Source organism: Dokdonia donghaensis DSW-1 (assembly GCF_001653755.1).
In the GTDB taxonomy this organism is placed as follows: Bacteria; Bacteroidota; Bacteroidia; order Flavobacteriales; family Flavobacteriaceae; genus Dokdonia; species Dokdonia donghaensis.
In genome coordinates, this window is record NZ_CP015125.1 from 2,380,526 (window position 1) to 2,398,436 (window position 17,911).

Below are 17,911 nucleotides of genomic sequence, written 5' to 3' on the forward strand. Positions count from 1 at the left end.
GACCTCGTGGTCTATCCCTTTTTGTTTTTTAAATAACTACATCTAGTTGTGTAAGCTACTTTATGACTAGTCTCTTTGAAGCATCATTAATTTGTAATATATACATACCAGATGAAAGATTTGAAACGTCTAGTGTTTTATATCTTTTATGGTTAGAGGTAGTCTCATTATATAAAACTTGTCCTAATAAGTTATATATTTTTAAAGAAGTAATATCTTGATTGCTTTCAACTTGAACCACCGTATTTGCTGGGTTAGGAAAAATACTAGCCTCTATAAACTCAGAAGAAGGAGCAGAGAGCTCTCCCCAAAAATCCTCAGCAGGTTCGCCTCCCCAAATATTTGTAGCCAGAATAGGGTTGTCTATAAAAGGATTTCTATTACCATATTCTGCCTCTAGAGGGTCATTGCGTTGCATCTCTACTTCAGATACTGGATCTTCTACATTCCATTCTAAAAATAGCTGTAACATTTGTGTATCACCTTGTAATGGTCCTTGCCCCACAAGTGATGGTAAACATTGCTCACCATAACGCACATACATATACATCATTGCTCGTGCAACATCACCTTTCCATTCATCACCAGGATACCAGTCTCCAGAACCTACGTCGCCAGAGTTTCCACTGCCATCGTTAAACTTTTTTGATCCTCTATTACCATTGCGCTGTACATCACTAGGTCGTAAGTTATGGGGATCTGCTACGATACCATTACTACTATTACTTGCCGAACCCATTGGAGGATTTGCTAGGCTACGAGGGAAGGTATGCTCTCTATTATACTCACAGTTATCACCACCAAATTCATTATTTGATCTTGTAATATCTGTGGTACAGTTACCATCGTTATCATTGAAACCATAAATAAGTAAAACCTCAGAGTCATCCTCAGGGTTTGCATCTGTAATTTTGGTAGTGTCTCTAAAATCTCCGTAAGTATAATTTTCATTATACACAGAAAGTTTTAATCGCAACTCTTGCAGCAATTCTGTACCCGTAAGATATACAGCCGTATCATCATAATACGCTTGTTGAGCAATACTTATAAAAGGTAGGAGTAAAAGTAAAAGTGAGGAATATCTTTTCATAGTCTTCTTTTATTGCTTTCGCGAAAGCAAAGCCATATAAAATCCATCATATCCAGATTTTGCTGGGCTTACTGTTTCTTCTTTTTCTAATTGAAATTTCTGACCCTGCTCTGTAGCCAAAAATGCTTGTACTTGTTCTTGATTTTCTCTGGGTAATATAGAACAGGTAGCATACACCATCTTACCACCATCTTTTACAATCTTGCTGTAGTTTTGAAGTATGTCTGCTTGACGCTGTACCACCTTATCTACAAATTCTGGTTGTAATTTCCATTTTAAATCCGGGTTACGTTTTATTGTACCTAGACCTGTACAAGGAGCATCAATCAAAACACGATCTGCAGAGTTGTATAGCTTTTTGAATACTTTAGTAGAGGTAATTTCTCTTGTCTCGATATTATGTGCTCCTGCACGCTTAGATCTTCTTTTGAGCTCTCTAAGCTTTCCGGAATAAATATCCATTGCTATTATTTGCCCTTTGTTTTGCATAAGAGCAGCTAGATGAAGTGTCTTACCACCAGCTCCTGCACAAGCATCTACCACACGCATACCCGGTTCTACCTCTAGCATACGAGCAACTTTTTGAGAAGATGCATCTTGTACCTCAAAAAATCCATTTTTAAACGCCTCAGAAGTAAATACATTTTTGCGCTCTACAAGTTCGAGTGCATCTGGATGAGTATCTAGAATTTTTGTATCTATATCTTGATCTGCAAGAGTATTACGTACTTCTTTTACAGTAGCTTTGAGAGAATTTGCTCGTAATACAACCTGAGCTTGCGTGTTAAGTGCTGCTAGCTCTGCTCCCCATTTCTTTCCAAGTGCTTTTTCTCCCATCTCGTCCATCCAGTCTGGAATAGACTCCTTGTATTTTCTAATTTTTGACAATTCATCAAAACGTCCTTTAATACGGCGTGTAGGGATAGGCTCCATTTGTTTCCAATCTGGCACTTCGATACCACGTAGTGTAGCCCACACTGCAAATAACCTAAATAAATTAGGTCTACTATATGGTGCTTTTACCTCTGCAATTTCAGAGTAAAGACGTTTCCATCTTACAATGTCATAGACCGTCTCTGCTATAAAGCTACGATCTCTCGAACCCCATCGTTTGTCAAATTTGAGAACCTTGCGCAGTACTTTATCTGCTTGCTCTCCATCATTAAATATCATTCCCAATGCATCTACTGCTGCAAAGACTAGATTTCTGTGTAATTTCATACTATATTTTGAAGCTGCAAAGGTATTGGTTCTTTAATGAATAGTACTATTTTTACTAAAATTTTGACAATGAGATTCCTATCTATTTTATCACTTATATTACTTGTGGCGCTTTCTTGCAAACAGGAAACTAAAACTGCACAAAAATCAGACAATGAGCCCGTTATCCCTTTTTCTGAGGTTGAAATAGAATTTTTACATCAAGATAGTACGAGTATAAGAGCGATTGAGGTTACAGAAGATGCTGTAATGTATGCTGGTAGTGATGGGCGTTATGGAATTTATAAACTAAATCTTACTAATACAAAGACAACAGATGCAGATATTGCATCACAATATGAAGTTGCAAATAAGGGAAGAATAGATTTTTTAGGTAATAATCCATCTTTTAGAAGTATAGCAAGTACCAGTAAGGCATTCTACATTTTGTCTATAGGGAACCCCGCATTATTATATAGATATGATAAAGAGAGTAACGCGGTAACCCTAGTCTATACAGAGCAAAACGAAAAAGTATTTTATGATGCTATGACTTTCTGGAATGATAATGAAGGTATCGCCGTAGGTGATTCGCTAGACGGTTGTCTCTCTATCATTATCACAAGAGATGGAGGTTTAAGTTGGGCTAAGCTAGCCTGTAGCTCTTTACCTAATCAAATAGCTTCTGAAGGTGCTTTTGCTGCTAGTAATACAAACATAAAAACCATAGGAGATAAGACCTGGATTATTACTGGTGGAGGCACTTCACGTGTTTATTATTCTGGAGATAAGGGTAGAAGTTGGACTATTTACAACACGCCTGTTGCTCAAGGTCAAAGTACACTAGGTGCTTATACAATGGATTTTTATGATGCAAATCACGGTATTATTTATGGAGGAGATTATGAGCAAGCTCAAGATAACAATGATAATATTGCGATAACAACAGATGGAGGTAAACAATGGCAGGTTATAGCCTCTGGAGCAAATGATGGTTACAAAAGCTGTGTGCAATATGTGCCAAATTCAAATGGACAAGAACTTATAGCCTCAGGGTTTACAGGTATTTCTTACTCAAAAGATGGGGGAGAAAGCTGGTCACAAATCTCAGACGCACCGTTCTTAAGTTTTAGATTTGCAAACGACAGTACTGCATATGCTGGCGGTCGTAATGCCCTTGCAAAACTTACCTTTAAAAGAACTCGTAGTAACTAGCGAGTTATCTTTTGTCACGTTTGTGATTTTTATCACCACGTAGTTTACGTATCAAGTCACGTCTAAAATCATTTTCAGCCTTCAGGAGGACTAATATCTTCTTTGAGGTGATTTTATCTTTTAAGCCGCTCAATAATTTTGTGCGTGCTTCAAGTTTTTGTTTTTCTAGCGCTTGTATGTTCTTTAATGTGGTTGTTGCAGTAGCCTCATCCATCGAGTCAAACTCAGACTTGAGCTCTCTCATAACCTTACGCTCGTTATCATAGATATCACCCATACGCCCGTCATATATATTATAGACCGGCCAGAAAGTTTGAGCCTCATCTGGTGTAAGCTCTAATCGTTCTGTAATAAAGGCTACTTTAAGCGCTTTAATTTTCTCTCGTTTACTTTCTTTATCCTCTTGTGCTATTGTTGTTGTAGCTATGATAAATGTGAGTACTAATGTTATATATATTTTCATAATTAATCTATGTATAAATCAAAACCATCTAAGCGCTCATCTAGATAATCTATAATAACAGATTCATCTAGGGCAAGATCATTTTGAAGGTCGTTTATATCGTCTTCTGTGAGCCACTCTGCAAATTCTATGCCTTCTAAGTCGGTGGCTTCATCATCAAAATATGCAGCTATTGTAGTGATATCATCACCAGATGAGCTTTGTACCTGAGTCCATACTATACTAACTAGCAGGAGTAATGCAGCAGCAATTCCAGCAATAGGGTAGAGGTACTGTTTTAAACTAATGACTTTAGTTTCGGTGTCATTACTATAAGAAAGATCTTCAGTACGCTTTCGCGAAAGCGTATCTAAAATAGCTTCCTTACTAGTTGCAAAATAGTCATCTGGCACATCAAATCTAGATGAGCTGCTATCTGATAACTGATCATCTAGTCTTATCTGATTTAATAAATGCTCTTTACTCTCTTGAAAATAGTTTTCTGGAGTACTGAAACCTCGATGTTTTGGTATGTTGTTTTCTGTTTTCACGTTACTAATAAGACATTTTAAATATCTAAAGGTTTAATCACTAGTTAGAATACTGGTTAGTTTCTTGGTCGCAATGTGATAAGAACTTTTTAGAGCGCCCACAGAGGTACCCAGTATCTCGCTTATATCATCATATTTCATATCTTGATAATACTTCATCTGGAAAACGAGTCGTTGCTTTTCTGGTAGTTGCGTAAGTGCTTTTTCTAGTGCAATTTGTATATCATTACCAGTAAAATAAACATCACTCTCTAAGTTTTCTATTATTCTATCTTGTAACTCCTCACTTGATATCTGGGCTTGTTTTGCTCTTTTCTTTAAAAATGTGAGCGATTCATTTGTCGCAATTCTATAGAGCCAGGTATACAATTTACTATCACCTTTGAAGTTTTTTATACTCTTATAAACTTTTATAAAAACATTTTGAAGCACATCATCTGCATCTTCGTGATTTTTTACAATACCTCGTATATGCCAGTAAAGTGGCTTTTGATACGTGTCAAGTAATAATGAGAAGGACCTAGTGTCGCCCTTCTGGAGGGATGCTATGAGCTGTTGTTCTTCTATTTTAGTAAGCTTTACTTAGTTATTGGACTCTTTAAGTTGTAAAAGGTTTAATCATCATCAATAATAACTATATGGTAGTCTTTATTTAACATTAAAATTCCACTTTATCGATAAAGTGCATTTTATAACGATTAAATACACAAAAAGCTTGTGAGCTTTAAAAACATCTTTTATATTTACACCATCATAAAGAAGTTGATTAATTTAAGAATACCCCAATTCATATATTGATTTAATAAGTGCCTTACCCCAAATTGGGCATTTTTTATCTAACCTACTAAACTAAAAAAGCCCGTATAAACGGGCTTTTTTTATGAATTAGAACTACGTATTATCCTAAGTATTTCATTAAGATTTTACTCTTAGAGGTATGGCGCAATCTTTTAATTGCTTTCTCTCTAATCTGGCGTACACGCTCACGACTTAGGTCAAAAATATCACCTATTTCTTGAAGTGTCATCGCTGGTTGATTACCTAAACCGTAGTTAAGACGTACAACCTCTGCTTCTTTTTCTGTAAGTGTATCTAGCGCTCTATTTATCTCAATACTTAGTGACTCTTGCATAAGCTCTCTATCTGGGCGAGGTGACTCACTAGAACTTAATACGTCATAAAGGTTGTTATCATTTTCTCCTTCGGCAAATGGCGCATCCATACTAAGGCTACGACTCACGTTTTTAAGAGATATTTTTACTTTCTCCTCAGAGATATCAAGATACTTTGCAATCTCACCAGAGGTAGGCTTACGCTCGTGTACCTGCTGTAAGTATACCATTGCTTTGTTAATCTTGCTTATTTCTCCAATTTTATTGAGAGGTAAACGTACCGTACGTGCGTGCTCTGCTATTGCTTGTAAGATAGACTGTCTAATCCACCATACAGCATAAGATATAAATTTGAAACCTCTAGTTTCGTCAAAACGCTTAGCAGCCTTTACAAGCCCTACGTTTCCTTCATTAATAAGGTCAGAAAGTGATAGACCTTGGTTTTGATATTGCTTTGCTACAGATATAACAAAACGAAGGTTTGCGCGTGTAAGTGCATCTAGTGCTCTCTCATCTCCTTTTTGAATACGCTGTGCTAACTCAACCTCCTCTTCGGCAGTAATCAAATCTATCTTGCTCACATCCTGAAGATAATTATTCAGGGATTTCGTCTCTCTGTTAGTAACCTGCTTGGTGATTTTGAGTTGTCTCATATGGTATAATTATATTTATATATGGTCTAGTATAGCCGAAATAAGTAATACAAACAACTATTTAACTAAACCTGTTAATGTATAGCCCAAAAGCAGAAACAAATAATAAATACTTGTACTTTCTAGATGTTTACTCTAAGGCCTCTAATAAACTTATACGTAGAATTTTCTATTTTGTTACATTTATAAACAAAAATATTCGGTATGAAAAGAATTAATGTTGTTATACTCTTATTATTAATGTGTTATGTTTCTTGTGATAATACTAGTAATGTCGAAAAAAGTAACTCTAAGGATACAATTACCTCAAGAAATAGTGATATATACACCACTTTTGACCCCACTTATGCACACGTTGTGTATTTCTGGTTCAAAGAGGGTACCACTCAAAACGATCGAGCACTATTTGAGAAGTCATTACGCACGTTTTTAAACAAGTCAAAATATGCAAAGACTAACTTTATAGGGACACCACCTAGAGCTACGCGTGATGTGGTAGATGATAGTTTTACTTACAATCTTATATTAAGTTTTGATTCGGCCCAGGCGCAGGAGACATATCAAGATGAGCCTGCTCACAAAGTATTTATCGACGAGTGTGCTCATTTATGGGAGAAAGTTATTGTGTATGATGCTACCCAGATACAATAGTTAAAAAATACTTTAGAGATGCTATGTAATTATGAGTACGCTTTCGCGAAAGCGCATTTATAACTAGCTTTACCTTATGACAAAGGAAAAAGAAAAAAAGAATAAAGTCACTATAGCGTCTGCCTTTACATCTATTATTTGGCCACGCCGAAAGTTAGTTTTTATAGGTCTTATATTAATAGTTATAAGTAGACTTGCCAGCCTTATTTTACCTTGGAAATCTAAGGCTCTTCTGGATGACATCATTCCTAATAAGGATATGAGTGCGCTTTATGATCTACTCTGGCTCGTAGGTTTTGCATTACTCATACAGGCTGTAACCTCATTTTTACTCACGCGCATACTAAGTGTGCAAGCACAATACCTCATATCAGAATTAAGAGCTCAAGTTCAAAAAAAGGTACTGTCATTGCCTATTAGTTTTTTTGATAATACAAAGTCTGGAGCCCTAGTTTCTCGTATTATGAGTGATGTAGAAGGAGTACGTAATTTAATAGGTACAGGGCTTGTACAGCTCGTGGGAGGTACTATTACAGCAATTGTATCACTTGTGCTTTTAATACGCATCAACGCTTTGATGACACTTTTTGTCTTTTTACCAGTAGCAATTTTTGGTTATGTCGCGTTAAGAGCATTTAAGTACATACGTCCTATCTTTAGAAACCGAGGTAAAATAAATGCTCAGGTAAAAGGAAGACTTACAGAAACACTTGCAGGAGTGCGCGTCATAAAAGGTTTCGGAGCAGAGGCACAAGAAAATAAAACTTTTGAAGAAGGTGTAGATATGCTTTTTCAAAATGTAAAGAAAAGTCTTACTGCAACAGCTGTGATGACGAGTAGCTCTACATTTTTACTAGGTCTGGCCTCTGTAGGTATAATGGGTATAGGAGGTTATTTTATGATACAAGGGGAGATGACCACCGGTGAGTTTTTATTTTTTACGCTCTTACTGGGTTTTATGATTGCTCCCATTGTGCAAATGAGTAACATAGGTAGCCAGCTCACAGAAGCTCTTGCAGGTCTAGATCGTACAGAGGAGTTAATGAATATGACACCAGAAGATGAGCTGGGTAATCGTGATATAACACTTGATAAATTACACGGTGATATCAAGTTTGATAATGTTTCTTTCTCTTACGAGAAAGGCAAACAAGTGATACATAATATCTCATTTGAAGCAAAAGCGGGTACAACAATTGCACTAGTAGGAAGCTCTGGATCTGGAAAGTCTACCATTGCAGGCCTGGCGGCTACATTTTTAAATCCGCAATCTGGAGAGGTATCTGTAGATGGTAATGACTTATCTCGAGTACAGCTATCAAGTTACAGACAAAATTTAGGGGTCGTTCTTCAAGACGAATTTCTTTTTGAGGGAACTATACGTGAGAATATACTCTTTCCCAGACCAAATGCTAGTGAAGAACGCTTATTAAAGGCTGTAAAAGCGGGTTATGTAAATGAGTTTACAGACCGTTTTGATGACGGTCTTGACACCTTAATAGGTGAGCGTGGGGTGAAGCTATCTGGAGGCCAGCGCCAGCGCATTGCCATTGCAAGAGCCATTCTTGCAGATCCTAAGATAATCATTCTAGATGAAGCCACTTCTAACCTTGACACAGAGAGTGAGGCGCTTATTCAAAAATCGCTTTCTGAGCTTGTAAAAGATAGAACTACTATTGTTATTGCCCACAGACTAAGCACCATTAAAAAAGCAGATCAAATTATAGTGATAGAAGATGGGCGCATAGCAGAGCAAGGTACGCACGATACGCTCATAGCGCAAGAGGGAAGGTATTATGATCTTTATACCTATCAAGCAAAAATATAGCGTGAAGCTTACAGAGCGTAGGCTTCAAGAACTTCAATAGTTGTATACTCTAGTGCTTTTTGATGTGTGGCTGCAAGGTTAAGTAAGGGAGCAACCCCAGCCTTTTCGGCTTCTAGCCAGCGCATTATACAAAGGCACCATCCATCATTAGGTTTAAGACCGGGAAAATTATATTGAGGTATAGGAGTAGAAAGATCATTTCCTCTAGTCTTTGTGTAGTTTAAAAATGCCTCGGTCATAACAGCACAAACTACGTGTGTGCCTCTATCTATACTTGCCGTGCGGCAGTAACCATCTCTAAAATAACCAGTCATAGGGTCTGTACAACAACCTATAAGTGTTTCTCCGTAAACATTATATTCTATAGTAGATGATGGTGTGTGACTCATTTCTAAAAATTTGTTAATGATTATAGCGTGTTCTTAATAAAGATATAAAGTTACGGTTATACCTTCTTATAATTATCACAATATGTAAATCCTTGTTTAATAAAAATGCTAAATTTATAAACAACTAATCATAAGAAAATTAAAAATGGATTATTTATCAATTATCTTAAAGTGTATTGTAGGACTAAGCATCTTAAACGTATGGTTACTACGCACGGGTACATCTTCACAATGGAGAGGTGGTAATGCGAGCACGCTCAAAGAAGAGTTTGCACACTATGGACTATCAGAAAGTACAATGAAGATTGTAGGAACTATAAAATGTTTACTTGCTGTAGGTTTACTAGTTTCAATCTTTTTTCCTGTTCTAGAGTTTTACAGCGCACTAGGTATTGCTATAATGATGACTGGAGCTATCGCTATGCACCTTAAGGTAGGAGACCCTCTTAAAAAGTCATTTCCAGCATTTTTATTTCTAGCAATTTCTGTTCTAATTATTCTTATCTAAGAACTATTAGATAATAGGCCAAGTAAGCATTGAGAACAAAAAATGTAAACGCAGGTAGTGAGGCTATAAAGCTATCTTTTATGCGAAGTCTTACAAACCATCCCAATAGCATAAGAAGTGAAATACCTATTAAAGCACTTATTTGTAATGGTCTGTAAAAGAAACCTATTATAATACCCAGACCACCTAGTATTTGTGCAACACCAGTAATTTTACGTTGTGTCGCAGAGAGGCCAAAACGTTTAAACTCGGTAGTCATAAAGTTTGAAGATAAACAACTTATGCCGTAGTATAAGAATGAAAACCCTATCAAACCTATAAGAATTATATGTGCTGTTTTCATAATTAATACTTGTTTTACAAATGTACTACCCACATAAAATAAAAGCGACCCGTAGGTCGCTTTTAATATGATTATTATATCTATTTAATATACTGACTACTTTGCTCTTCTAAGTTTTCATTAGACTCACCTCCTTGACTATAGAGCATATTTTCTTCATCTTTAATATGATTGGTTGTCTTTTTACTAGCCTGCTTGCGTCCAGGTACATCTAGGTCTTTTCCAGAAAAATCTACTTTTTCTGTTCTATTAGTTAGAGCTACATCATCACCACCATCTTGGCGTATGTTATTTTCAAAATCTTGACCTAAAACTTTCAGATCTTCTGGTGTAACATCAGAGTTGTAAGTAGTATCCGTTTTTTCGGCTGTAAGCTTATTGCTTGTATCTTTCATTGGTTTCATAATGTTCTTTTTTATTAAAGTTACGACTATGTACCACCTTTCAAGACTATTTTAACCCGCCACTAAGAAAAAGATAACAGACTTGTTAAAATGGGGACTTTTATAACTTTTGATTTTACGGACCCAAAAGACTTCTATATGTTATGTAAATAAGCTCTTAATACAACGTAGTAGTGTGTTGTAAGAATAATTACGCTTTCGCGAAAGCGTAAAAACCACTTTTAATTCCTATCTTTACAACAATCGCAAATTAAGGCAAAGCATACTACACGCACTGCCACAGTAATTTATGTAAGTTCTTATAATAAATGACGACTAATTTGTGAACGCAATGAGATATGCTTACTGCGTATTAATTAAACACGATAAAAGAGTTAATGGCTAGACCACAAGAAACCTTTGGTAAAAAAGAAAGAGAAAAGAAGAGGCTTAAAAAAGCAGAAGACAAACGCAAGAAAAAACTTGCCCGTAAAGAGAGCGGAGAGAAATTAAATGAATTTGTATACGTAAACCACCTAGGACAACTAGTGGATACGCCACCAGATCCATCACTTAAAGAAGAAGTAGATGTAGAAGACATCGTTTTAGGAATTCCTAAAAAAGAAGAAGGTGATGAACCAGATCCTATAAAAACTGGATTTGTTGAGTTTTTTGACTCTTCAAAAGGTTTTGGATTTATTAAAGATGCAGATACTCCAGAAAAGTACTTCGTTCACATATCTGAAGTTATAGAAGGAGAACTTAAGGAAGGAAATAAAGTTTCTTACGAAATAGAAAGAGGACAAAAAGGAATGAACGCTGTACGCGTTAATAAGATTACTTAAAGTAATTCTTTTACCTCAATAACTTGGCTAGGCTCCAGACCCATTAGGGTTTGTGAGCCTATTCTTATTCTTACAAGTCGTAGTGTAGCAAAACCTACCGCACTAGTCATCTTACGTACTTGTCTAAATTTACCCTCGGTAATGGTAATTGAGATCCACGGCGCTGGACCGTGTCGTAAGTCTCTTATTTTTTTTGAACGTTCTGGAAAACCAGGATCACCATCTATGCGTCTGGCTTTACAAGGTTTTGTTATATATTTTTTACCCTCAACACTTATTTCTACTCCTTGAGTTAAAGCAAGAATAGCTTCATCTGTGATAGCGCCATCTACCTGAGCATAATACTCTTTTTCTACCCCAGAGGTGTTAATAGTATGAGATAGCTTACCGTCTGTAGTCATAAACAATAGTCCCTCAGAGTGCTCATCTAGTCGCCCCACAGCCATTGTGCCTTCTGGAAAATTATAAAGCTCTTTTAAAAATTTCTTTTTACGAACTTGTCTTGTGTCATTAGAAATGAGCTGACTTAAATAGCCATACGGTTTAAACAACTTAAAGTGTCTATGCATAGATTATGAGATAGTCTAACGAAAGTATAGGATTCATTATAATTCTTATATTTATTAATGCAAAAATTACTAGTCTGCCTCGTTATTTTCTTATTTATAACTTCTTGTACAAATAAGAAATCTACTCCATTTCAGGTTTCTAATGATATTAAAAAACTTATCGCGGGTGATAGTTTAAAGACCTGGAAACTTGCCAAAAGGTATAATGGTAAAACCCGTATGAATATGGGAGATTGTTTTTTACACTACAGGCAAAGCTTTTATAGCAATGGCACTGTAACTGATAATAACGCACAACACCCATCTTGTGGACCCTCTTTATCTGGCACTTGGAGTGTCATAACAGATAGCCTAGGATATACTCATATTAGAATAACAAGTGTAAAACTCAAAGAGCTCCTTCATATAGACGAAGATTATAAGGATTTTAGAATCTTTTATGCTAATAAAGATTCTTTACACCTATCATATACTCATAAACAATTTGGCAAAAAACGAAGAATCTCAGATTATCTTGTGAGTGAAGAACTAAGCATAACAGACCGTAAGTTTCACCACTAATTATTCTTTAAAACGCCAAGCCAGAAATCTTGATTTCTTATTGCCCTGAGACATATCTACCGTTTTATGCTCTGCTTTGAGCTTTTCTAGTTGCTTTCTTATTTTAGGTAAGTGCTCGCTTTTTGATACTAGAGTAGTAAACCAGCCTACTTGATCTTTAAAATGTACGCTTTCTTTTACCATACGTTTTATAAATAGTGCCTCACCACCGTTACACCACAATTCGTTAGATTGCCCTGCAAAGTTACGTTCAACCTCTTTGAGCTTTAGGTTTTTTGATTTTTCTTTAGTTGCTTTAAAAGCCTCTTTTTCTGAGCTATAAAAAGGAGGATTACACATTGTAAAGTCATACTGCTCAACAGGTAAAATAGCACCTTCAAAAATTTGAGCTCTTTGTTGCTGGTATACAGCAGAGAGAAAACCTTTGAGGTGTGTATTTTTCTCAAGCAGTTGGTTTGCGTTTTGCACAGCTTTAGGATCAATATCTACACCCTTCATTTTCCAGTTAAATAATGATCCTCCTAGTAATGGATATATAAAGTTTGCACCAGTACCTACATCAAGGCCTTGCGCTTGCTTATCTGTATTAAGAAAGTCTTTGAGATATAAGATATAATCTGCACGACCAGGTATTGCAGGCGCCAGATATCCCTCTGGTATGTCATACCAGTTAAGAGAGTAATCGTTGAGCAAGATGGCTCTATTAAGCTCTAAAACAGCTTTGGGATTAGAAAAATCTATGGTTTGAATACCTCTGTTAGTCTCAAGTATATGAGGTGCAAGATCCTTATTTACTTTACGTAATTGCTTAAACAGGTAAGGACCTATATTCTTATTATCTGGATGCATAAAATAGTATTTGAGCACAATAAGAATAATTAAGTATTTGCTTGTGCTTTTAAGAAGCACAAAACTACAACTAATGCTTGTATCACCCTTTACAATTCTTAGTAAATACGTCTTATGCCTAGTTAACCAAGTTTACCTCTGTATGCGAGTGATATCATATTATGTGACAGTAGGGTGCTTTTATCATCTAGATAGGTAGACAAATAGTATATGACAAGAGCACGCTGCTCTGTAGTTAAGTTTTTATATGCTGGTCGGGCAATACGTTTATCCCATTTTGTACCTACTACGTTATCTAGCGCGATGCGTAAGTAACAGTGATTCTCAAAATTGAGCTCTGGATACTTTTGTGCAAGTGTATCCGGTAGCTGTAAGTAATAGGTTTTGTAATCTAACGTGGTGTTCATATCAGGCAGAAATAGCTAGGGGAATTATCCTTGGGTTTTTATGTCTACGCAGGTAACTTCTCAAAATAACATCTGTGTGGTAGGTACTTTTCTTAAGATTAAGATATGAAGCTACTTCATCAAAATGACTAAGCTGCTCTGTCTCTGGCACAAAACCAAAACCTTTGTAAACCCCTTTATCTATGTAGATAAAAGCCGTTTCATCTTCAGTACGGCCACGTTCTTTAATAAGATATGTGTCATTTTCTGAGTAAAAAGCCGCTAGTGCTTGATGTACTCGCTCGTTATAATCTGTGACGGCTTCTTCGTCATTACACACTCCTTTACATCCTTTAAGACGGTAATGTGAACACTGACCAAAAGTAGCCTGCAACCCACAAAAACGTGCACAAAGGTGATAGGTATCACAAAGCTCCATTAAACGCTCTGTGGCTTTTGCTTTAGTATAAACTTTATCTGTTGCACTTGCACGATACTTAGACTTTGCAACAGCGAGTTGTAAGATTCCTTTTCTATTTTCGTAAGACACAATGGTGTATGTACTTACTGGCATTTTTTGTGCTCTATTAAATTTTGGAAAATACTGTTCTATATATTCAGACTCTAGAAGTAGTGCGCAAAGTTCATTACCTGTTACTTCATAATCTATTTGATAGGTTTCTTGACCTAGGAGATATTCCTTATTCTTTTTATCATAAAAGTGTGATAACACACGTTTCTTGATATTAATCGCTTTCCCTACGTAAATGATTTTACCCGCACGGTCTTTAAATAAATAAATACCTGCAGTTTCTGGAAGCTCTTGAATAATACGTGAAGGTAGGTGAGGGGGTAATGTAGCCTCTTTAGACCGTACATTTAAAAATGCATTCATCACCTTTTTATCTTCATCTAGATCTAGTAATCTTTTAAAGAGAATAACCGTTGCATCTGTATCACCCTCTGCGCGGTGTCTGTTATTAAGCGGTATCCCTATTGACGCACAAAGATTACCTAGTGAGTAACTAAATAAATTAGGAATAAGCTTGCGCGAAAGTCGTACCGTGCACAACTTTTTACGCACAAAAGAAACACCCAGCCTTTTAAACTCTCCTTTAATCACATTAAAGTCAAAGTTGACATTGTGAGCTACAAAAATGGCACCCTCTGTAATTTCCAAAACGCGCTGAGCGATTTCTTCAAAGAGGGGTGCATCTTCTACCATTGCATCATCTATACCAGTAAGATTAGTAATAAATGGTGGAATGTATTGCTCTGGGTTTACAAGCGATGTAAACTTGTCTATTATTTCTCCATCTTTAAGACGTACGGCACAAATCTCGGTAATGCGATTACCGTTTATTCCTTTACCCGTAGTCTCAACGTCTATAATGCAATGATATGTAGGTGCTAACTCAGTCATAATTGAGTAACAAAACTACACTTTATTTTTGATAATTAGGAATTATTCCTAAAAAATGGAATAAAATATGCGCTCTATTGGATAAAATGTGAACTCATTAGTCTTTGTCTTTAATTTCATCAAGTGCTGCCTTAAATTCTTCCCAGCTCACATTATCATTTCCATCTTTGCTATATCCTTCTATAAGTGCATTTGCCACGATAGACCTTATAAATCCGCTTACTTCGGCTTTTTTAAGCAATGCTTTAATCTCACTTTTAGAAAGTGTTCCATTTCCATCTTCGTCAAAAAATGCAAAAGCCTGCTCTGGACTATCAAATTCTTGAGTGATGAGAATTTGCAGTTTATTGAGGATCATATCTTTGGTTGCCATAACTATATTGTTTTAAATTATTTATCTGTTTTTCTAAGCTTATCGCTTTTTAAAAATACATAATCTATAGTCTAATGCTTGACTTAAATAGTGTGAGTTTCCATTTTCACGAAAGTGAAATTCTTTGTGAAACCCTTTATTTTCATTTAACAACGCGTTAACGGAGAAGCAGGTTGAGACACTCTAAATTTGTTAAAAAAAGAACTATGGATACTAATAGCCAACTATTATCACCGCTCAATACTGAGCGTTTATCACTTAAAAACAAGGTAGTTATGGCACCTCTCACAAGGTCAAGAGCTACTCAAGAACATATACCTACAGCGATAATGTCACTCTATTACGGGCAACGTGCAGGTGCTGGATTAATTATTACTGAAGGTACAGCCCCTTCACCTAATGGTGTAGGATACGCACGCATACCAGGTATTTATAACAGTGATCAAGTAGAAGCTTGGAAACCAGCAACAGAGGCCGTTCATAATAAAGGCGGAAAAATCTTTATGCAACTTATGCATACAGGTAGAATATTGCATCCAGATAATATGCCAGAAGGGGCAAAAATACTTGCACCATCTGCCATACAACCAGAAGATACAAAGATGTATGTAGACGGTAAGGGTGAGTTAGAAATCCCAGAGCCTACTGCGATGACTCAAGACGATATTAATACTGTGATTGATGAATATGTACAAGCGGCAAAAAATGCTATTGAAGCTGGTTTTGACGGAGTAGAGGTACACAGCGCAAACGGCTATTTACTGGATCAATTTGTAAACGCAGGCACAAATAAAAGAACAGACAACTACGGAGGCTCTGCCGAAAACAGAAGCAGATTAACACTAGAAGTCACTGCAAAAGTTATTGAGGCTATAGGAAAAGATAAGGTAGGTATACGCTTATCTCCTAATGGTGCGATGAATGATTTAGGACCTTTTGAAGGGCAAGAAGAGACATTTGATTATCTATCAAAAGAGTTAGAAAAACTGGATGTATTATATATACATCTCGTAAATCACAGCTCTATGGGTGCACCAGCTTTACCAGATGACATACGTACTAATATACGTGATAATTATAATGGCCTACTTATTTTAAGTGGAGGCTATGATGCTCAAGAGGCAAATAAAGACTTAGAAGATAATAAAGGGGATCTTATTGCCTTTGGCCGTAAATTTATTGCAAATCCAGATTTGGTAACACGATTTGAAAAAGATGCTTCACTTAACGAGCCAGATCAAGATACATTTTATACGCCTGGTAAAGAAGGATACACAGATTACCCAACGCTAGAAGAGAGTAAGTAAACCCTAAGTGGTTATAATTACGCTTTCGCGAAAGCAAAAACACTAACTAATTAGTTTAAAAAAATTATTATGACAGAAGTAAAAGCATACGGTGCTCAAGATAAAGAGGCAGATTTAAAGGAAATGACAATAGAACGTCGTGACACCTTGCCTACAGATGTAAAAATTAAAATAACCTATTGCGGCGTTTGTCACAGTGACATACACACTGTGCGCAGTGACTGGGGACCTTCTATGTACCCAGTAGTACCTGGTCACGAGATTGTAGGTGAAGTAATAGAAGTAGGAGACGAGGTTTCAAAATTCAAAAAAGGAGACCTTGTAGGCGTAGGATGTCTAGTAGATTCTTGCCAGGAGTGCTCATCTTGTGAGAGTGATCTAGAGCAATTTTGTCTCAACGGCGCTACGTGGACGTATAACAGCAAAGACAAGCACACAGACGGTCACACCTTTGGAGGATATTCTCAAGAGGTGGTGGTTGATCAAAATTTTGTGCTTACCATCCCAAAAAACCTTGACACAAAAGCAGTAGCACCATTATTATGTGCTGGTATTACAACCTTCTCTCCATTACATCATTGGGGTGTAAAAGAAGGAATGAAAGTAGGTGTTGTAGGTCTAGGAGGTTTGGGTCATATGGGACTAAAATTTTCTCACGCAATGGGAGCAGAGACAGTAATGATTACAACATCTGAAGGCAAAGCAGAAGATGCAAAAAGGCTAGGTGCAGATGATGTACTCATCTCAAAAGATAAAGACGCTATGAAGTCTCATAAAGGATCTTTTGACTTTATTCTTAATACAGTTCCAGTAAGCCACGACATTAACCCATACCTAGAGCTACTAGCTATAGATGGTACAATGTGTATGGTAGGAGCCATAGAGCCGCTACCAGATGTGCACGGTGGTAACCTTATCTCTGGTCGTAAAAGTGTAGCTGGATCTCTTATAGGAGGCATAAAAGAAACTCAAGAAATGCTTGATTTTTGTGGTGAGCACAATATTGTAAGTGATATTGAGATGATAGATATGTCTAGCATTAACGAGGCTTATGAACGTGTACAAAACAACGATGTGAAATACCGATTTGTAATCGATATGGAATCATTGAGTTAAAATAATATTATGTTTAAAAAAGCGAACTTTTAAGTTCGCTTTTTTTATGACCTTACGCTTAAGGTTCATCACTTTGTTATTATAAAGTTCATTGCGATATAATAGTCGTAGTATTTA

Annotated in this window: 22 protein-coding genes; 8 read left to right on the plus strand and 14 right to left on the minus strand. The window is 36.4% G+C overall.

Features of this window, described 5'->3' with window-relative positions; genetic code table 11:
• Nucleotides 1-55: 55 nt before the first annotated feature.
• Together I597_RS10445 and I597_RS10450 are read right to left on the minus strand one after the other, a co-directional pair.
• On the minus strand, nucleotides 56-1,090 hold the full coding sequence (locus I597_RS10445; RefSeq protein ID WP_052111678.1) for an endonuclease: 1,035 nt from the start codon (nucleotides 1,088-1,090) through the stop codon (nucleotides 56-58).
• Nucleotides 1,091-1,099: 9 nt separating this feature from the next.
• Nucleotides 1,100-2,311, minus strand: coding sequence for an RsmB/NOP family class I SAM-dependent RNA methyltransferase (locus I597_RS10450; protein WP_035324797.1), 1,212 nt, complete (start codon nucleotides 2,309-2,311; stop codon nucleotides 1,100-1,102).
• Nucleotides 2,312-2,380: 69 nt separating this feature from the next.
• Between I597_RS10450 and I597_RS10455 the strand changes: the two genes are divergently transcribed.
• Complete coding sequence (locus I597_RS10455) at nucleotides 2,381-3,505, plus strand: WD40/YVTN/BNR-like repeat-containing protein (protein ID WP_035324796.1); 1,125 nt, start codon at nucleotides 2,381-2,383, stop codon at nucleotides 3,503-3,505.
• Nucleotides 3,506-3,509: 4 nt separating this feature from the next.
• Here I597_RS10455 and I597_RS10460 read toward each other — a convergent pair whose 3' ends face one another.
• From I597_RS10460 to I597_RS10475, 4 genes are all read right to left on the minus strand, one after another.
• Complete coding sequence (locus tag I597_RS10460; protein ID WP_035324795.1) at nucleotides 3,510-3,968, minus strand: hypothetical protein; 459 nt, start codon at nucleotides 3,966-3,968, stop codon at nucleotides 3,510-3,512.
• Nucleotides 3,969-3,970: 2 nt separating this feature from the next.
• Nucleotides 3,971-4,498, minus strand: a complete 528-nt coding sequence (locus tag I597_RS10465) for a hypothetical protein (protein ID WP_035324794.1) — start codon at nucleotides 4,496-4,498, stop codon at nucleotides 3,971-3,973.
• Nucleotides 4,499-4,531: 33 nt separating this feature from the next.
• Nucleotides 4,532-5,065, minus strand: coding sequence for an RNA polymerase sigma factor (locus I597_RS10470; protein ID WP_035324793.1), 534 nt, complete (start codon nucleotides 5,063-5,065; stop codon nucleotides 4,532-4,534).
• Between the two features lie 331 nt (nucleotides 5,066-5,396).
• Entirely contained in the window at nucleotides 5,397-6,263 is an 867-nt protein-coding gene (locus I597_RS10475; RefSeq protein ID WP_013752207.1) for a sigma-70 family RNA polymerase sigma factor, read from the minus strand.
• Nucleotides 6,264-6,467: 204 nt separating this feature from the next.
• On the opposite strand from I597_RS10475, the gene I597_RS10480 reads away from it, so the two are divergent.
• Together I597_RS10480 and I597_RS10485 are read left to right on the plus strand one after the other, a co-directional pair.
• Nucleotides 6,468-6,914, plus strand: a complete 447-nt coding sequence (locus I597_RS10480) for a Dabb family protein (protein ID WP_035324792.1) — start codon at nucleotides 6,468-6,470, stop codon at nucleotides 6,912-6,914.
• A 76-nt stretch (nucleotides 6,915-6,990) separates the two neighbouring features.
• Complete coding sequence (locus tag I597_RS10485; protein WP_035324791.1) at nucleotides 6,991-8,742, plus strand: ABC transporter ATP-binding protein; 1,752 nt, start codon at nucleotides 6,991-6,993, stop codon at nucleotides 8,740-8,742.
• An 8-nt stretch (nucleotides 8,743-8,750) separates the two neighbouring features.
• On the opposite strand, the gene I597_RS10490 is transcribed toward I597_RS10485, so the two are convergent.
• Nucleotides 8,751-9,131, minus strand: a complete 381-nt coding sequence (locus I597_RS10490) for a DUF2237 family protein (RefSeq protein WP_021779075.1) — start codon at nucleotides 9,129-9,131, stop codon at nucleotides 8,751-8,753.
• Between the two features lie 145 nt (nucleotides 9,132-9,276).
• Here I597_RS10490 and I597_RS10495 point away from each other — a divergent pair, with 145 nt between their 5' ends.
• Complete coding sequence (locus tag I597_RS10495) at nucleotides 9,277-9,639, plus strand: DoxX family protein (RefSeq protein WP_035324790.1); 363 nt, start codon at nucleotides 9,277-9,279, stop codon at nucleotides 9,637-9,639.
• On the opposite strand, the gene I597_RS10500 is transcribed toward I597_RS10495, so the two are convergent.
• A complete protein-coding gene (locus I597_RS10500; protein WP_052084125.1) occupies nucleotides 9,632-9,982 on the minus strand; it encodes a DoxX family protein in 351 nt (116 codons plus the stop codon). The genes I597_RS10495 and I597_RS10500 overlap by 8 nt on opposite strands.
• An 80-nt stretch (nucleotides 9,983-10,062) precedes the next feature.
• Nucleotides 10,063-10,386 carry a hypothetical protein gene (locus I597_RS10505; protein WP_035324789.1) on the minus strand — a complete coding sequence of 108 codons (324 nt, stop codon included), beginning with the start codon at nucleotides 10,384-10,386 and terminating at the stop codon, nucleotides 10,063-10,065.
• 377 nt (nucleotides 10,387-10,763) lie between these two features.
• On the opposite strand from I597_RS10505, the gene I597_RS10510 reads away from it, so the two are divergent.
• On the plus strand, nucleotides 10,764-11,210 hold the full coding sequence (locus I597_RS10510; protein WP_035324788.1) for a cold-shock protein: 447 nt from the start codon (nucleotides 10,764-10,766) through the stop codon (nucleotides 11,208-11,210).
• Here the strand turns inward: I597_RS10510 and I597_RS10515 are convergent.
• On the minus strand, nucleotides 11,207-11,779 hold the full coding sequence (locus I597_RS10515; RefSeq protein ID WP_035324787.1) for a pseudouridine synthase: 573 nt from the start codon (nucleotides 11,777-11,779) through the stop codon (nucleotides 11,207-11,209). The genes I597_RS10510 and I597_RS10515 overlap by 4 nt on opposite strands.
• A 57-nt stretch (nucleotides 11,780-11,836) precedes the next feature.
• On the opposite strand from I597_RS10515, the gene I597_RS10520 reads away from it, so the two are divergent.
• Nucleotides 11,837-12,340, plus strand: coding sequence for a lipocalin family protein (locus I597_RS10520; RefSeq protein ID WP_035324786.1), 504 nt, complete (start codon nucleotides 11,837-11,839; stop codon nucleotides 12,338-12,340).
• On the opposite strand, the gene rlmF is transcribed toward I597_RS10520, so the two are convergent.
• The 4 genes from rlmF to I597_RS10540 all read right to left on the minus strand — a co-directional run bounded on the left by rlmF (nucleotide 12,341) and on the right by I597_RS10540 (nucleotide 15,371).
• Nucleotides 12,341-13,189, minus strand: coding sequence for a 23S rRNA (adenine(1618)-N(6))-methyltransferase RlmF (rlmF, locus tag I597_RS10525; protein ID WP_035328590.1), 849 nt, complete (start codon nucleotides 13,187-13,189; stop codon nucleotides 12,341-12,343).
• 122 nt (nucleotides 13,190-13,311) lie between these two features.
• Complete coding sequence (locus tag I597_RS10530; RefSeq protein ID WP_035324785.1) at nucleotides 13,312-13,596, minus strand: hypothetical protein; 285 nt, start codon at nucleotides 13,594-13,596, stop codon at nucleotides 13,312-13,314.
• A gap of 1 nt (nucleotide 13,597) precedes the next feature.
• Nucleotides 13,598-14,998: an exonuclease domain-containing protein gene (locus I597_RS10535; protein ID WP_035324784.1), complete on the minus strand. Its 1,401-nt coding sequence runs from the start codon at nucleotides 14,996-14,998 to the stop codon at nucleotides 13,598-13,600.
• A 97-nt stretch (nucleotides 14,999-15,095) separates the two neighbouring features.
• Nucleotides 15,096-15,371, minus strand: coding sequence for an EF-hand domain-containing protein (locus tag I597_RS10540; RefSeq protein ID WP_035324783.1), 276 nt, complete (start codon nucleotides 15,369-15,371; stop codon nucleotides 15,096-15,098).
• Nucleotides 15,372-15,577: 206 nt separating this feature from the next.
• On the opposite strand from I597_RS10540, the gene I597_RS10545 reads away from it, so the two are divergent.
• On the plus strand, nucleotides 15,578-16,678 hold the full coding sequence (locus tag I597_RS10545) for an alkene reductase (protein ID WP_035324782.1): 1,101 nt from the start codon (nucleotides 15,578-15,580) through the stop codon (nucleotides 16,676-16,678).
• A 69-nt stretch (nucleotides 16,679-16,747) separates the two neighbouring features.
• Complete coding sequence (locus I597_RS10550) at nucleotides 16,748-17,794, plus strand: NAD(P)-dependent alcohol dehydrogenase (RefSeq protein ID WP_035324781.1); 1,047 nt, start codon at nucleotides 16,748-16,750, stop codon at nucleotides 17,792-17,794.
• The last annotated feature ends 117 nt before the right edge of the window (nucleotides 17,795-17,911 follow it).

Bases quoted from the DNA above. Each gene is read 5' to 3' on its own strand.
- I597_RS10445 (WP_052111678.1), bottom strand. From the start codon at position 1,090: ATGAAAAGATATTCCTCACTTTTACTTTTACTCCTACCTTTTATAAGT.
- I597_RS10450 (WP_035324797.1), bottom strand. From the start codon at position 2,311: ATGAAATTACACAGAAATCTAGTCTTTGCAGCAGTAGATGCATTGGGA.
- I597_RS10455 (WP_035324796.1), top strand. From the start codon at position 2,381: ATGAGATTCCTATCTATTTTATCACTTATATTACTTGTGGCGCTTTCT.
- I597_RS10460 (WP_035324795.1), bottom strand. From the start codon at position 3,968: ATGAAAATATATATAACATTAGTACTCACATTTATCATAGCTACAACA.
- I597_RS10475 (WP_013752207.1), bottom strand. From the start codon at position 6,263: ATGAGACAACTCAAAATCACCAAGCAGGTTACTAACAGAGAGACGAAA.
- I597_RS10480 (WP_035324792.1), top strand. From the start codon at position 6,468: ATGAAAAGAATTAATGTTGTTATACTCTTATTATTAATGTGTTATGTT.
- I597_RS10485 (WP_035324791.1), top strand. From the start codon at position 6,991: ATGACAAAGGAAAAAGAAAAAAAGAATAAAGTCACTATAGCGTCTGCC.
- I597_RS10490 (WP_021779075.1), bottom strand. From the start codon at position 9,131: ATGAGTCACACACCATCATCTACTATAGAATATAATGTTTACGGAGAA.
- I597_RS10495 (WP_035324790.1), top strand. From the start codon at position 9,277: ATGGATTATTTATCAATTATCTTAAAGTGTATTGTAGGACTAAGCATC.
- I597_RS10500 (WP_052084125.1), bottom strand. From the start codon at position 9,982: ATGAAAACAGCACATATAATTCTTATAGGTTTGATAGGGTTTTCATTC.
- I597_RS10505 (WP_035324789.1), bottom strand. From the start codon at position 10,386: ATGAAACCAATGAAAGATACAAGCAATAAGCTTACAGCCGAAAAAACG.
- I597_RS10510 (WP_035324788.1), top strand. From the start codon at position 10,764: ATGGCTAGACCACAAGAAACCTTTGGTAAAAAAGAAAGAGAAAAGAAG.
- I597_RS10515 (WP_035324787.1), bottom strand. From the start codon at position 11,779: ATGCATAGACACTTTAAGTTGTTTAAACCGTATGGCTATTTAAGTCAG.
- I597_RS10520 (WP_035324786.1), top strand. From the start codon at position 11,837: ATGCAAAAATTACTAGTCTGCCTCGTTATTTTCTTATTTATAACTTCT.
- rlmF (WP_035328590.1), bottom strand. From the start codon at position 13,189: ATGCATCCAGATAATAAGAATATAGGTCCTTACCTGTTTAAGCAATTA.
- I597_RS10530 (WP_035324785.1), bottom strand. From the start codon at position 13,596: ATGAACACCACGTTAGATTACAAAACCTATTACTTACAGCTACCGGAT.
- I597_RS10535 (WP_035324784.1), bottom strand. From the start codon at position 14,998: ATGACTGAGTTAGCACCTACATATCATTGCATTATAGACGTTGAGACT.
- I597_RS10540 (WP_035324783.1), bottom strand. From the start codon at position 15,371: ATGGCAACCAAAGATATGATCCTCAATAAACTGCAAATTCTCATCACT.
- I597_RS10545 (WP_035324782.1), top strand. From the start codon at position 15,578: ATGGATACTAATAGCCAACTATTATCACCGCTCAATACTGAGCGTTTA.
- I597_RS10550 (WP_035324781.1), top strand. From the start codon at position 16,748: ATGACAGAAGTAAAAGCATACGGTGCTCAAGATAAAGAGGCAGATTTA.